This window comes from Psychrobacter sp. TB15, assembly GCF_000511655.1.
In the GTDB taxonomy this organism is placed as follows: Bacteria; Pseudomonadota; Gammaproteobacteria; order Pseudomonadales; family Moraxellaceae; genus Psychrobacter; species Psychrobacter submarinus.
The window spans coordinates 22,750-38,277 of the sequence record NZ_AYXN01000002.1 but is presented as its reverse complement, the minus strand read 5'-3'; the positions used below and the strand labels follow the sequence as shown (position 1 = coordinate 38,277).

Genomic DNA, 15,528 nt, shown 5'->3' with positions numbered 1-15,528 from the left:
GTTTTTGTTATCATTTACGAGTAAAATCGTTTTTTATTGGTTTTGATGACGACTTTAAATAACCAAGCTGAGCAAACCCAGATAGATATTATATTTTTCATTGATAACGAGTGCTTCTATGTTACGAGCTAATAATCTGACCATCAATCGCCAAGGCAATACCTTACTCAATAATGTGGACTGTGAGATTGCCACTAAGCAACTGGTGGCGCTAGTAGGGCATAACGGCTCAGGCAAATCGACGTTGATTAAAGCGTTGGCAGGTGAGATGGCAAGTAGCAGCGGGAGTGTGACCTTAGATGGACGCTCTATCAGCGATTACGGTAGTAAGGAGCTGGCACAGCATATGGCTTATTTGCCGCAGCAACTGCCTGAAGCCGCTGGGTTTACGGTACGTGAGCTGGTGATGCTCGGGCGTTATCCGCATCAAAAGTGGCTGCAAAAACCCAATCAAAAGGATAAAGATAAAGTGGCTGAGGCGTTAAGAGTTACCCAAACCGAAGCGTTCGCTGATCGTATTACCGCGACGCTTTCAGGGGGCGAGCGGGCACGGGCGTGGCTGGCAATGTGCTTGGCACAAGATAGCCGCTACCTACTGCTCGATGAGCCATTAGCGGCGCTCGATATGCACTATCAGCTTGAGGTCATTGGGCTGATTCGGCGTCTAGTCGATGAGCAGGGTCTAAGCGTGGTGATTATCGTACACGATATTAATCTCGCAGCGCAGTATGCCGACCGTATTATTGCGCTCAAAAACAGCCATGTCTGTCACAAAGGTGATATTGCCAGCACCATGCAACCTGACATTCTGCGCAATATCTTTAATGTCGAGATGCAACTGCTTGACCATCCTATTACTGGGCAGCCGGTGGCAGTGGCTTAAGTCTGACACGTTTTGCCTTTTATCTATCGTACTTATTTCTTCTGACCCCTAATAAGATAGGCTGTTATGTTCTCTATTCTGCACGCTTCTCGATATACTAAACCTGCTAAATATATCTTAAAGCCTTGTCTTCTAATAGCTCTAGCCGTCAGTACTATACTGAGTGCCTGTAATAATCAAGCAGCCGAGCAAGATACTGAAATAAAGGCGCAAACACAAACGTCTTTAGCGCATTCTAACTCCAAAATAAATATCGTCTCGCCTGACTGGGGTAATGCTGCCACTTTAATAGCGATGGGTTATGCTCCTATTGCCACCGGTGATGTCAGAGTTTGGCATAAATGGGTTGGCACGCCTAAGCTGCCGCTTACTATTACTGATTTAGGTATTCGTTACCTGCCCAATGCCGAGCTGGTCGCACAGTTGCCCGTAGACCTAGTAGTGGATAATTTCTTTTATGAGCACGCGCGAAACCTGTATGGCGATGTGCCAGCTGAGTCTGTTATGTCTGCTGCGAAAGGTGATACCGCCGTTTGGGAGGATTATACTGAGCCGACACGTAAGCTTGGCGCGCTGATTGAAGAGCCGCAGCTGGCTGAGGATTATATCGTCAAGAGCCGCCAAGATATCGCGACTGCCAGCGAGCAATTACAACAGCGCTATCCTGATGTCGAAAAGTTTGCAGTGGTACAGTTTGCCGACGCCAATAACCTGCGCATGTATGTCGCCAATAGTCTATTTGAACCGGCCCTTAAGCAAATGGATAAAGAGCTTGTCGTGTTGGACGAAGGTAATCAATGGGGCTTTGTGCCACTACGTATGGGGGATTTGGCGCAGTTAGATGACGAGGTGTGCTTATTAATCGTTCATCCCTTGAGTCCGATAACGCGGGCTGAGATTGAGGATAGCTTAGTTTGGCAGCGTTTGGGCTACGGCAACACCCGCTGCATGGGCGAGCTACCGCCGGTGTGGATATATGGCGGGATGTCGTCACTGGTGAGCTTAGCGGATAATCTAGCAAACGTAACATTAAACGGCGGGGCTGCCTCATGAATAAGACGACGTCATGGCGGCTTTGGGTAGCACTTGCCCTTCTTATGGTTTTATCCTTATGGAGTAGTTGGACACTTATAGCGCAAGAGTGGACGCGGCCTATCGGCGATCTGTTTATGCCAAGCTTGCAGCTCGATATTACCAGTATGGCGACCCAGCTGCACCTTGTCGCTACCAGTATCGTAGCGCTCTTGGCAGGAGGACTGCTAGGGGTAGTCAGTATCCTACTGCAGCAACTGGTCAAAAACCCGTTAGCCTCTGATACTACCTTAGGCGTCGGGGTGGGGGCGCAATTGGCGATGCTGATTGTGACGCTATTTGTGCCCAGCCTTGCTATTTATGGCGGGGTTTACGTCGCCTTTGTCGGGGCGCTGATCAGTATGGGGCTAGTCTTTGCTTTAGCGGCGCCCAGCCGCTTTAATCCACTAATTTTAATATTAGCAGGCTTGGTCGTCAATATTTTACTGGCTGCTGTAGCAAATGTGCTGGTGTTATTTTTTGCTGCGCGTAGTAATGGGATTTTATCGTGGGCGGCTGGGTTTTTGGCACAAAACAGCTGGCATACTAGCGTCGTATTGGCAATCACTGCCGCCGTGATGACGCTGGTGTGTCTGCCATTATTAAAGCCGCTAACCCTTATGAGCTTAGACGATGGTCAAGCCAAGCGCTTAGGTGTACCGATTAATGGTATTCGCGCGCTGGTGGTACTGGTTGTGGCAATAGTGACCGCCTTGGTAATCAGTGAAGTGGGGCTGATTAGCTTTATTGGCCTTGGTGCGGCAAGTCTTGTCAATGCACTGGGTATCTCGTCAATAGCTAAGCGTTTAATCGCCGCCTTTGGTCTAGGGGCGCTACTGTTATGGCTCACCAGTAATATTGCTTTGTTGCTTGAGCCGTTACTCGATATGCAGATACCAGCGGGCGCGATGACGGGTATATTGGGCGCGCCCTTGATTATCTGGTTGATATTGCGCCAACGCCGTGAGCGTATAGAGGCGGTGACGCCGATGCTCGCAGGCACGCGCAAACCAGTGGCGTATGGGAGCTGGGCAGCAGGCATGGTTATTATTATCACGTTGGCATGTCTGTTCGTACAAGATATCAGCGGCTGGGGGCTGAGCACTGATTGGGCATTAACCGCGCAATACCGCCTTCCGCGTAGTCTAAGTGCGGCGGCGACGGGGCTAATGTTGGCTGTCGCAGGCGTCCTGTTGCAAACGCTAACGCGTAACCCAATGGCAAGTCCTGAAGTACTCGGGGTCAGCTCAGGAGCAGCGCTTGGCGTTATCTTAGGATTTTTACTCTTGCCTATGCTAGGAGTAACGGCAGGCGCAGGCACGTTACTGCTTTCAGGCTTATCAGGGGCGATAGCGGTGCTGCTTTTAGTGATTTGGCTGGCACGCAAGGTCAGCTCAGGCTATCTATTGCTCGTCGGTATCGGTATTGCGGCAATGATGGATGGGGTCATGCACTTAGTTAAGCTCTCCGGTGACCCGCGCCTGGAGGCGATGCTCAGCTGGCTATCAGGCACGACTTATAGTGCCCAGCCGAGTACCGTTTGGTATCTGATGGCTATTGCGCTTATTTTATTTGCCTTAAGTTTACTGATTATCAAGCCGTTACGTGTATTAGGTCTTGGCACAGGCGTTGCGCGTAATTTAGGTGTGGCAGTGACACCTGTGACTCTGGCGCTACTCATACTGGTGGCAGCACTAAGTACCGCCAGCACTTTAGCCGTCGGGCCACTAAGCTTTGTCGGTCTGATGGTGCCGCATTTAGCCACCTCGCTTGGCGCGGTAAAGCTTGAGCGTCAATTACCGCTAGCGGCTTTGTTAGGGGCAGGAGTCATGGTCATAGCTGATTGGATTGGTCGTTATGTCATCTTCCCTTATGAATTGCCAGCGGGCACGGTAGCAGCCATTATCGGCGGCGCGTATTTCTTATGGCTGATTCGTAAAGTGCCTGCTAGTCACTATTAAGCAATGAATACCTCTGTACTTTTATAGTTAACCATTATTTTTAAGTCGTCTTTAGGAGCTATTTTTTGTCTTACCCCACTGCAAAATCTCTATCTATGCATGCCAATGACGCCTCTAAGCTCACCTTGGGGCAATTATTATGGCGTCAACAGCGTAAAGCCTTATTGACTGTAGTCGTCCTCAACCTGTTGACAGCCGCTGTTGGCATTGGCGTGATTGCTTTTATCAATAGATACTTCTTAGCCGCTAATCCTGATACAAGCGCTTTATTGGCCGGAGCGTCAGGCATTAATGACCGCGCTTGGATGTATACGTCCGCTTTTTTTGCTTTGATTATTTTGCAATTACTGACGACCTTTGTCTCTCAGTTCGCTTTGACCAAACTGGGTCATCGCTTTGTGTATGATTTACGTCGTCAGCTGCTTAAGCGTATTTTAGATACCGATCATGCTCAGCTTGAGAAAGCAGGTAGCGCTAAATTGCTCGCCAGTTTGTCGGATGATATCTTAAACATTACTAGCGCGTTTGTGCGTTTGCCGCAACTGGTACAAGGCACCGTATTAACGCTAGCGGCTATTGTCTATTTATCCTTGATGTCCATTCCGCTGACCATCGTTATGCTGCTATGGCTGACGTTTGTTATCGTAATCGGCATGCTATTGGTTAATAGGGTCTATGCAAACTTGTTACAGATTCGTGGTTTGCAAGATAGTCTATACCAAGATTATGAAACGGCTATATTTGGGCATAAAGAGCTCATGCTCAATCGTCATCGTAGCCGTCAGTTTTATGAGACAAAGTTTGATCATCATGCTGATGACTATCGTCAAAAAATTGTTTTATCCGATACTTACCATCTATCGGCATTAAATTGGTCAAACATTATGATGTTTGCCGCGATAGGTATTTTATTTATATTAGCGACTGCCTTTAACTGGGCCAATCAAGCTACCGTCACTTCATTTGCGCTAACCTTATTATTTATTCAATCACCTCTGCTAGCCGCGGTTGGCGCTTATCCAACGTTACAGACGGCCAGTGTCGCACTTAACAAAATCGTCTCCTTAAACTTGGCAGTATATCGAGCCGACTTTGCTACCAGCGATATCGATAAACTATTAAATTGGCAGCGTATTGAGTTAAGAGAGGTTGGTTATCACTATCCTACTGCTGAACCTACTACAGTAGATACAGCAGAGGCTAGTCCTATTGTCAGCAGTAACATAAATGAGGTGGCAAGAGCGCTTGGCGCTGATAAGTCTGATCATGTCGCACAAGGATTTGGTCTTTATGATATTAACTTGACTTTAAATCGAGGCGAGGTGGTGTTTTTGATTGGTGCTAATGGTAGTGGTAAATCGACTTTAGCCAAACTGTTAGTCGGACTATATAAACCTGATGTTGGTCAAGTCTTGCTTGATGGACAAGTACTGACAGCGACCGATTACACGGACTATCAGCAGCACTTTGCCGCCATCTTTGGGGATGGCTATTTATTTGACTGGCTACAAGGGCAAGGCGATAGCCTGCCTGATGAAGCTATAGTTGCTGATTGGTTAGCGCGACTACAGCTGTCCGATAAGCTCTCGATAGCAGAAGGTACATTATCAAATACTAACTTGTCACAAGGGCAGCGCAAAAGACTGGCGTTGTTACTCGTCATCGCAGAGAGCAAGCCAATATTTTTGCTTGATGAATGGGCGGCAGATCAAGATCCGGTCTACCGCCAGACTTTTTATGAGCAAATCATCCCAAACCTCAAACAGATGGGCAAAACCTTATTCATTATTAGCCATGATGATCGCTATTTTAAGCACGCTGATCGTTTACTACAAATGCATAATGGCAAGCTTGTTGAACTCGACAGTAATGAGCGTCTGCACGCCAGCCAAGATGCAGTAGCGCATTTACATTCGTTATAGTTTAGCCGCAGTGAAGAAACGAGCCAAGAGATAATCAACTTCAAATATACAAAGGTGTAAATAACTATAGAAATGTAAATAGTTATCATTTACAATATTATTAACAAAACTACTATGTTCTGTATCAGAGCTTAAATAAAGCTCATTCCACTATCATTTGATGAAGTGAACTTCAATGAAAAATCATGCTCCTCTTGCGTTATCCTTGCTAACGTTTTGTATCAGCCAACAACTCTACGCTGCACAGGCTGATGTTAACGCTTCAATACCAAATACTTTAGCCACAGAGTCTATAAGCGCTACCGTCGTTGATGAGCCAAGCGTCACTTTAGATGCTATTACAGTTAGTGCCAACGCCAGAACAGGAACCGCTTTGGCACAAAAAATTAGCGAGATGCCAGCGGTTACCCAAGTCATTAGTGAAAAGGAGATTGAAAGGCAGGCTACGGGGGATCGTACCATTGGTGATATTTTAGCGCAGCTCGTACCAAGCCTAGGCGCCAGCAGTGGTTCAACCAGTAATTATGGCACGACGATGCATGGTCGCCCAGTACAGTTTTTACTTAACGGAGTGCCGCTATCAGCGTCGCGCAGTTTGTCGCGTGAGCTTAACAGTATCGATCCCGCCCAGCTTGAGCGGGTAGAGGTGCTCTCAGGTGCGACAAGTATTTATGGGGCAGGAGCGGCGGGCGGTCTTATCAATCTAGTCACCAAGTCTATGCTTGGTTATGGGCCGCTAAGACAAACGCGCATCGGCGTGAGCGCTAGCCGTGAGTTTGAGTCCGACTCCCTAGGCTATCATGTCGGGCAAACTTTAGGGTATGGCGGTGAGCGCGTTTATGGACGCTTGGATGTGGACTTTGATAGTAAAGGCGGTAAGTTTGATAGCCACAATCGTCGTATCAGTCCTGATGTCAACCAAACGGACCAGCAAGATACTGACGCTTTGAGTGTCAATGCCAGCTTAGGTATGGCACTTACCGACACGCAAACCGTTGATCTAGCCGTTACTTACTATAATGACGAGCAAGATACTGACTATGGTCCAGACTACGGTAATAATTTGCAAGTTTTGCTTGCGCCAAATGCTGCGCCGCCATCACTACAAGCTATTGATGGCGCTGATATCCAGCACGAGCCTTATACCACGAAGACTTCAGTGAACCTAAATTATAATAATAGTGATATCTTAGGCTCTAATTTGAGCATTACCGGCTACTACCGCGATGAACAAGGCCGCTTTTATCCTTCTGGTAAAGACTTCACCACACAAGCGGGAGAGGTCTGGGTGGCTAATGGTCTTACCGATGAGAATACGCTAAGACAGTTACTAGGCGGGGCAGTTGCGGTTACCCAGTCAGAAGCGGATATCGAAGTGATAGGGCTGCGCGCAGCTATGCAGACCGAAGCCGAGATTAACGGTAAGCAGGCCCTATTTAGTTATGGCGCTGATTTTGAGCGCGAAGAGAGCGAGCAAACCTACTACGGGCAAGATTTAAATACATTTATTGCTAGTAACGGTCTTACTTCACGTAATAGCGGCACCACTTATAACGGTGGACCTGAGACTACTATCGATAAGTGGGGCGTGTTTGCTAATGCTGATGTCGATGTGACTGATAAGTGGCATGCTAGCGCTGGCGTACGTTATCAAAAGCTTAAAGCCAATACCGAGGGTTTTATACCTATCTATGAGCAGCTATTAGAGGACTATTTTAATGACCCGCGCATCAGTCCAGTAGGCGATGCTTACGGTATTGACTATCAAGCTGGCCGCGTAGAAGAGGGCGATACGGACCATGACAAAACCCTATTTAACCTCGGTACCAGCTATCAGCTCACTCCAAACGACCAAATATTTGCTAATTTCTCACAAGGCTTTACCACTGCTGATATTCAGCGCGCACTGCGGGATGTACGCGCAGGATTCGTGGTTGATTCAAATAACGTCCAACCGATTGAGATTAATAATTACGAGCTGGGCTGGCAAGGTAAGCGCGGCAATACTGCTGGCAAGCTAAGTGCCTTTTATAACGACTCAGATAAGACCGTACGCTTTACCGATAACTATACGGTAGAGGTCGTCGATACTGACGAGCGCGTATACGGTGTTGAGGGATCGTTAGTGCAGCAGATTAGCGATCAATGGCAAGTAGGCGGCAGTATTGCTTATACTCGCGGTCAGTATAAAAAAGATGGCGACTGGCTTGAGCTGGATGCTGTACGCATAACGCCTTTAAAAGGCACAGCGTTTGCGCAGTACAACTTTGATGGTGGTAGCAATATTCGCTTGCAAGCGCTAGCCATTGGCGGCGATGATAAAGCTTTTAAAGACCAACAACAAGATCCAAATGCGAGCGCTCAGCCTATCGAAGGTTACGCCACTGTTGATCTGTTGGGTCAGGTGCAACTGCCTGTCGGTAAAGTAGGGTATGGTATCTATAACTTGCTAAATAAAGACTATAAAACGGTCTATCACCAAACCACTTATGGCGATCTAAACCGTCTGCCTGCTTCAGGGACAACTTACGGCTTGAGCTATACGATTGATTATTAACATGCTGACAAGCTCAGTATTTTGTAGTCACATACTACTGCCTGTCTAAAAGGTTAAAAGTATAGATTTGCTGTAGCACAATAGCAAAAAGACGTCTAATATTAAAAAAGCCCTTTAAACATAGTTTAAAGGGCTTTTGCTTCATTTGGATAGATGATCTAAAGTCATCATAGCAGGATTAAAACCTGTGGGTATAGCCAACCGTGTACGTACGTCCTAAACCTTTATAATCAAAAGCAGAGTCAGGTGCCGCTTGACCATAAAACACCTGCGCTTGTTGTCCCCAGATAGTGGTATATTCTTTATCCAGTAAGTTTTGCACGCCGATACTAAAATCCCCTGAAGGTAAATAATAGGTATAGTCCAGATCAACGGTCGTATAACCATCAAGCTCCTGGGTGCTATCGGTACTGGCATTGTAGCCTGAGACATCGCGCATCATGTTGGCTTGTAGTTTTACGGACTGCATCTCATCCTCCCAGCGAGTCCATAACGAATATTTGCTAGGGCTGGTATCGGTGACGACGGTATCTTTATAATCGCCATCGACCTCAGTTTCGCTCTCGATCCAATGCCCCAGTCCGCCTACACTGACGTTATCATTGATAAAATAATCGCCTTTTAGCTCAACCCCATACACGCGCTTTTTATTATCGCTTTGAGTGATTAATAGCGTTTGGCGGTCGTAATCGATACTACCATCAGACACACTATAATAGCCCGTTAATTGGCCTGCAAAATTGGTGGTATTAAACGAAGTACCTAGCTCATAACTGTCCGTTTTGATGCCGTCAAGCTTAGTACCTGAGACATTAGAGCCATTGACTAGCTCATAGTAGTTATCAGCATTTTTAACATACTGACCTTGACCATAAAACTTAGCAGGATCAGGTAGCTCAAATCCTTGCGAGAAGTTGGCGAAATAGCGACGGTTACTCGTCGGCTTATAGTTTAGCCCGACATTAAATAAGCTAATATTGTAGTCGTTACTGCCGCCCGGTATCGCATCACCGCCAGCGGCCAGACCCAAAGCAGTCTCAGTCTGCACTCTATCAGCGACAAAATCATCGATTTCATTATCTAAACGCTGATAGCGATAGCCTGCCGTAGCAGTAAGCGTATCGGAAAAGTCATAATCACCTTGTAAAAATCCGGCGATAGAATCGACTTTAGTTCCTGGGTAGCGTCCGACGATTGCAAACTCCTCATTGACTAGGCCACCTGTCGCTACGCTGGTACGCGGGTCAAAGATCATCTTATTACTGTCAAGATCATCTCGGTAGCCGTCGATACCGTAAGTCAGTTTTAGCTTATCTGTCCAGTCTTTAGATAACGCCAAACGAGCTGAGGTTACATCAGTAGATTGCTCAGAGGCGGCAAAGTATCTACCGTAATAAAACGGGATAAAACTAAGCTCTTCTGTGCGGTGGGAGAGCTGTGCGTAGACATCATGACCGAATAGATCTTGGTGATGATAATTAGCATTGTACTGCTGACGCTTAGTTTCGGCTTGCCGATCGCTCTTAAAACCATCGCTGATAGTAATATCTAGAGGAGCACCTTGCAGAGCCTCAGCCAAATTGAACTTAAGGCCATTATCTGTATCTTGTTCGCTATTATAATACTGCGCTGATACATCTAGCGTTTGGTTATTATCAATTTGCCATTGGGTACTGGCGAGCACATCAACGGTTTCGTTATCTTGCAAAGAGCCTTGAGTAATATCAGGAACGATAAGCCGGCCTTTACCATCAAAAAAGGAGCCTGTTTGTTCATAAGTTACTGCTAGATTACCTGTTAGCTCCTCTGTACCGCCGCCGATAGAAACATGGCCTTTATAAGAGATATCGTCTTCGTCCTGAAAGCCTGAGGTCGCCTGAATCGCTGTATTGATTTGCGATGCACCGGCTTGCCCTTTTTTGGTTTTAATATTAATAATACCGCCTGTCGCGCCGCCGCCATAAACCGCTGATGCGCCAGAGAGCACTTCAATACTGGCGATGTTTTCCATACTAATAGAATCAAGATATCGGCTGATGGCCCGTGACGAATTGAGCGATACGCCATCAATCATCACTTGCATATCGCGCCCACGTAGGTTTTGCCCCGCGTTAGTACGACCGCCGCTACCAAAGTCTAAAGAGGGCACTTCTTGAGCAATAAAATCACCTAAGCGCTTACCGGTACGTGCCGCCTCATCCACTTGAGCCTCATCGATATACCACACTGTCGCTGGAATATCAGAGATAGCTGTTGGCGTTTGATTGGCGACAACCACAATAGGGTCTAAGGTCGTACTAGGCTCGTCTGTTAGGGTCTGCTGCATACTAGTAGTATTTGGCGGCGTCACTGCTGCTACAGCTGGAGTGAGCTGAAGCATAGCGCTAGCAGCGGCGTATAGTGGCAGCTTTTTGGTACGAGAGACGGCCAAGATAGCGCGGTTAAGTCTAGTAAAAGAAGGGTTGCAGCTAGATGGGGCAGCAGAGTTATCAGATAAAAACATAGAATGTCCAATATAAATGATGGAATTTGTAAACGATAATGGTTATTGTTAATAATACCTTTATCATTATACACAGTCTACAGAATTCTTAATGATGAAGTTAAGTTGAGGCGGGTTTATCGTAAGTATTTGAGTTGTTCTTATGTCATAACGTTCAAACTTATTTATGACTGAACCTACCTAAAAAATACGAAGGGAGTAATGTAAGTGAGCAGCACCGCTAATACCTTTGACAACAGTAATTGCGTTGTCATCTATTCCGATTGGGTCTGTTCTTTTTGCTTGCTGGTAGAGCAGGTACTATCTGAGGCAGTCTTTTCAGAGCACAATCCAAGAAAATTACATTTCTATCAAAAAAGCGAAAGAGGACTCCACCCGACATTAGGGTGGAGGTGAATTTCGCAGCACTGGCTAACCTCGCTGGTTCTGTATAGATGACGCAACATACCATGGGAAAGACTAAGTATATCCGTACTCTGGGTAGTCAAGATAAGCTGTTGTTACGCACTGTCAGAAAACCCAGACAACTAAGCTGTCTGGGTTTTTTTTCAGACTCATAAGTAGTGATATAATGCCGTGATAATTAATACTTTATAAAGGGTAACGTCATGGCTCGTACTGCTAGCGCATTACACATTTTAGTAAAAGACAAAGAGCTGGCGGAGGATATTATCGCTAAGCTGAAAAAGGGTGTCCAGTTTGATGTGTTAGCTAAGAAACACTCAACCTGCCCATCAGCTAAAAAAGGTGGCAGCTTAGGTGAATTTAAAAAAGGCCAAATGGTAGGGCCCTTTGATAAAGTCTGCTTCAACGGTGAGCTGTTTACCCCGCATTTAGTGAAAACCAAGTTTGGTTGGCATGTGGTGAAAGTGCTCTACAGAACGTAAGATTAGCGCTAGTAGTGACGGTCTTTGTCTTATAGGCTTTTATTATCCAAGCTAAGTGTGGTCGCATAGCAATGAAAAAAACAACGCCCATCAAGGGCGCTGTTTTTATAACAGTAAAATGAGTGGTTAAGGACGGTGATGATGAGGGGATACTATACGGACATTTTTTACGCTGTCAATATCTATCAATAAAATATTAGAAGCTAAGCTTGCTGGTAGAGGGTTTAGACAGTTCAGTAGGTTACAACCCGTCAATAGCTAGTTATCTAACCTATTTATTACACATGACTTGTTACTCTTTATTCAGTTAATTGCAAAATCGGCTGACCATATTCTACGACTTGGCTTTCTTCAACTAAAATCTCATTAACCGTGCCGGCTTTATCGCTAGTAACGGGTAGCAGTTTCGTCAATACTTCAACAAACCCAATGGTTTGACCTATCTCAATTGCATCACCTTTTTGTACCACATTATCCGTCGCGCCATCGGCACTTAAGCGCATATAGCCAACGTGAGGAGAGCGTACTTGTAAAGCCTCTTGGTCTTGGGCATTGTTATTTTTTGCCTTAAGAGAGGAATTAGTATTGTCGCCTGCCTCGATTGATGATGAGTCTATAGGATTTCGAACAGAGCTTTTAGCGGTACGAGAACCATTAACCACACTAATAGATTGATCGTTATCCTCAATGGTTATTTGATACACCTGACTTGCTTCTGTCAGTTTTACTAAGCGATCAACGGCAGCGATATCCATAATATTATCCTTATCTACTATATCTACTATTTAAAATCAGTTAACTCATACCCCTAACTAATACCTAAGTACTGAGCAATAGTCATCGCACTAAGCACACTCATAGCCACAGCGATAACCCAGCCAAACGCGGCGATCCAAATGGGATGTTTGTAATTACCGATGATATTCTTTCTATAAGCGGCGATCAGGATAATCACCATTGCTATTGGGAGTACCAAACCGTTCAATGTACCGACCAGCACCAGCACTTGCGCCGGCTTACCGATAGTGGCAAAAACTAGGGTGGAGATGACGATAAAACCAATGATAAAAAAGCGCTTATATTCTTCGATAAAGGGGTGAAAATTGGTCATAAAAGACACTGAGGTATAAGCGGCGCCAATGACTGAGGTCACAGATGCCGCCCAAATGACGATACCAAAGATGATTTTACCGACGTTACCTAAGATATATTGAAAAGGTGACATCGCAGGATTGGTTGGGTCTAACGCGTAACCTTGTGAGACCACGCCCAAGACGGCGAGGAATAAAAACACCCGAACGATAGAGGCAATTAAAATACCTGAGACCGAACTTCTCGTCACCGAGTCAAGATTCTCTTCACCGCTGACCCCCGCTTCTAATAATCGATGCGCGCCTGAAAAGGTAATATAACCGCCGACCGTGCCGCCGACTAGAGTGACGATAGCCACCGCGTCGATCTTATCGGGCATAATGGTTTTGGTAGCGGCTTCAGCTAACGGCGGATCAGATTTAAACACCACATAAATGATAAGTATGATCAAGATAAATCCCATCAGCTGGGCAAATCTATCCATAATAGGCCCGGTCTCTCGGCCTAAAAAGATGGCGACCGCGATAACCCCGCTAATGAGCGCGCCGGTAATGGGAGAGATGTTAAACACCGACTCCATGCCTAGCCCCGCGCCGCCAATATTACCGATGTTAAAGGCCAGACCGCCAGCGACAATCAAAAAAGATAGCAAATAGCCCACGCCCGGGAACACTAAGTTGGCAATCTCTTGCGCGCGTTTTTTGGAGACAGCGACCACGCGCCAAACGTTAAGCTGTACCCCAATATCCATAATAATAGAGATTAAAATCACAAAACCGAAGCTTGCCAGCAAGCTTTCGGTGAAAGTAGCGGTTTGGGTCAAAAACCCGGGCCCTACCGCTGAGGTTGCCATCAAAAAGGCCGCGCCCAAAATGGCGGTATTGTGTTTTTTTATGGTGCTCATAAACGTCCTTGTTTAGGTTTTTTATTATATGTTGACTCTATAACGACTACTGACTATCTATTATTTACTATCTATGCCGATATCTCAATACCTTGCTGCTGCAGCTGCTCTTTGATACTTTTAGCAAAGGCTACCGCATGTTCGCTATCACCGTGCAGACAGATGCTTTGCGCCTCGACCGGGACTTTTTTGCCGTCAACACTGGTCACTACCCCCTCGGTAATCATCTCAAGCGCGTGCCGGCTGGCCTCTTTAGGATCGGTGATCAACGCGTTGTCCTTGGTGCGTGATACTAGCGAGCCGTCATTTTCATAGTTTCTATCGGCGAATACCTCAGAGATCACTTGCATATCGTGCGCTTTGGCGGCTTTAACTAAATGACCGCCTGATAGGCCCATGATTTTAAGACTAGGGTCAAAGCGTTTAATCTCACTGACCACGATATCTGCTAAGTCTTTATCAACCGCAGCTTGGTTGTATAGCGCGCCGTGCGGTTTGACGTAATCAAGCGTGACGCCGACCATATCGCATACCGCTTTGGTAGCCCCAAGCTGGTAGCTGATAAGGGCACGGTAGCCATCTTCGTCTAAGTCTTGCTGCACCCGGCCAAAGTTTTCTTTGTCATCAAGCCCCGGATGCGCGCCGACGCGCACGTTATGTTGTTTTGCCAGCTTGAGGGTGGCGAGCATCTCGGCATAGGAGCCGGCGTGCAGACCACAGCTGACATTGGCAGAGCTGACTATAGTAAGTAGTTTAGCATCTTGGCCGCAGCCTTCGGCGACATCAGCGTTTAGATCAATTTTCATGAGCGTACTCCTTGATACGTGCGATATAACGTTCTCTGTTTTGGCGCTGCACTAAAGCGTCTTTTATGGTCAAAAGCTCGAACTGACACTCCTTACCATATCGAATTTGCGCCAGTAGGCCAATATCGGCGTCGATGACGCTGGCGATTTTGGGATAACCGCCTGTGGTTTGCGCGTCAGCCATCAGAGCGATAGGCTGTCCTTGCGGCGGGACTTGAATCATACCGATATCGACGCCGTGCGAGCTCATTTGTAGCGGCGCGTTAAGCTCAAGTGCTTGTTCGCCTTTAAACCGGTAACCCATACGGTTACTACTTGTTTCTATCTTCCAGCGCTGCTTAAAAAATAGCTTTTGCGAGGCACTAGTAAAGGAGTCGTATTCGCTGTTTTTGACGACTCGAATGATACGAGTATCGGGTAAGGCGGCAACGCCTATGTTGGATAATTGGGAAGAGGTGTTTAATTTAATGACATCGTTTTCTTGAATGAATCGACCTTTAAAGCCGCCAAAACCTGCTTTATCATTGGTGCTAGAAGAATTTAAAATTGGCTCGACAGCAAAGCCGCCATGGACACAAAGGTAGCTATACATGCCTTTTAGGGGGCGGACTAGTTTTAATATCTGTCCGGCTTTGGCATTGATGCGCCAATAGCAAGGGATACGCTTATCATCTAAAGAAGCTTCGTATAAAGCGCCTGTGATACAAAAAGCAGTGTCTTTAGTAAATTTTAGCGTCAAGCCGCCTAATGTGATCTCTAAAGCCGGCTCGTTTAATGCATTTTTGATTAAAGCGTTACCGGCTGCAAAGGCCCAGCGATCCATCACGCCACCTCGTTGCACGCCCGTACTACGATAGCCAAATCTACCGAGGTCTTGGATACTAGCAAGGGCATTGCAGGCTAAAACTTTCATCACTACCGCCTATTTTTATCGTTAATTTG

Annotated in this window: 11 protein-coding genes; 6 read left to right on the top strand and 5 right to left on the bottom strand. The window is 46.3% G+C overall.

What is annotated here, in order from left to right:
* Window positions 1–118 precede the first annotated feature (118 nt).
* The 5 genes from W234_RS0100395 to W234_RS0100375 all read left to right on the top strand — a co-directional run bounded on the left by W234_RS0100395 (window position 119) and on the right by W234_RS0100375 (window position 8,394).
* Entirely contained in the window at window positions 119–883 is a 765-nt protein-coding gene (locus tag W234_RS0100395; protein ID WP_025643683.1) for an ABC transporter ATP-binding protein, read from the top strand.
* 66 nt (window positions 884–949) lie between these two features.
* Window positions 950–1,936, top strand: a complete 987-nt coding sequence (locus tag W234_RS0100390) for an ABC transporter substrate-binding protein (protein WP_025643682.1) — start codon at window positions 950–952, stop codon at window positions 1,934–1,936.
* Complete coding sequence (fhuB, locus tag W234_RS0100385) at window positions 1,933–3,915, top strand: Fe(3+)-hydroxamate ABC transporter permease FhuB (RefSeq protein WP_037058513.1); 1,983 nt, start codon at window positions 1,933–1,935, stop codon at window positions 3,913–3,915. The genes W234_RS0100390 and fhuB overlap by 4 nt, the downstream gene beginning before the upstream one ends.
* Before the next feature lie 65 nt (window positions 3,916–3,980).
* Window positions 3,981–5,837 (top strand): ATP-binding cassette domain-containing protein, encoded by a 1,857-nt coding sequence (locus W234_RS0100380; RefSeq protein ID WP_025643679.1) that lies wholly within the window; start codon window positions 3,981–3,983, stop codon window positions 5,835–5,837.
* Window positions 5,838–6,012: 175 nt separating this feature from the next.
* Window positions 6,013–8,394, top strand: a complete 2,382-nt coding sequence (locus W234_RS0100375) for a TonB-dependent receptor (RefSeq protein ID WP_025643678.1) — start codon at window positions 6,013–6,015, stop codon at window positions 8,392–8,394.
* A gap of 178 nt (window positions 8,395–8,572) precedes the next feature.
* Here the strand turns inward: W234_RS0100375 and W234_RS0100370 are convergent, their stop codons facing one another.
* Window positions 8,573–10,897, bottom strand: a complete 2,325-nt coding sequence (locus W234_RS0100370; RefSeq protein WP_025643677.1) for a TonB-dependent receptor — start codon at window positions 10,895–10,897, stop codon at window positions 8,573–8,575.
* Between the two features lie 608 nt (window positions 10,898–11,505).
* On the opposite strand from W234_RS0100370, the gene W234_RS0100365 reads away from it, so the two are divergent.
* Window positions 11,506–11,784 carry a peptidylprolyl isomerase gene (locus W234_RS0100365; RefSeq protein WP_025643676.1) on the top strand — a complete coding sequence of 93 codons (279 nt, stop codon included), beginning with the start codon at window positions 11,506–11,508 and terminating at the stop codon, window positions 11,782–11,784.
* Between the two features lie 299 nt (window positions 11,785–12,083).
* On the opposite strand, the gene W234_RS0100360 is transcribed toward W234_RS0100365, so the two are convergent.
* The 4 genes from W234_RS0100360 to W234_RS0100345 all read right to left on the bottom strand — a co-directional run bounded on the left by W234_RS0100360 (window position 12,084) and on the right by W234_RS0100345 (window position 15,499).
* On the bottom strand, window positions 12,084–12,539 hold the full coding sequence (locus tag W234_RS0100360) for an acetyl-CoA carboxylase biotin carboxyl carrier protein (RefSeq protein WP_025643675.1): 456 nt from the start codon (window positions 12,537–12,539) through the stop codon (window positions 12,084–12,086).
* 53 nt (window positions 12,540–12,592) lie between these two features.
* On the bottom strand, window positions 12,593–13,780 hold the full coding sequence (locus W234_RS0100355; RefSeq protein WP_025643672.1) for an NRAMP family divalent metal transporter: 1,188 nt from the start codon (window positions 13,778–13,780) through the stop codon (window positions 12,593–12,595).
* Between the two features lie 71 nt (window positions 13,781–13,851).
* Entirely contained in the window at window positions 13,852–14,586 is a 735-nt protein-coding gene (pxpA, locus tag W234_RS0100350) for a 5-oxoprolinase subunit PxpA (protein ID WP_025643670.1), read from the bottom strand.
* On the bottom strand, window positions 14,576–15,499 hold the full coding sequence (locus W234_RS0100345; RefSeq protein WP_037058511.1) for a biotin-dependent carboxyltransferase family protein: 924 nt from the start codon (window positions 15,497–15,499) through the stop codon (window positions 14,576–14,578). The genes pxpA and W234_RS0100345 overlap by 11 nt, the downstream gene beginning before the upstream one ends.
* Window positions 15,500–15,528: the final 29 nt, after the last annotated feature.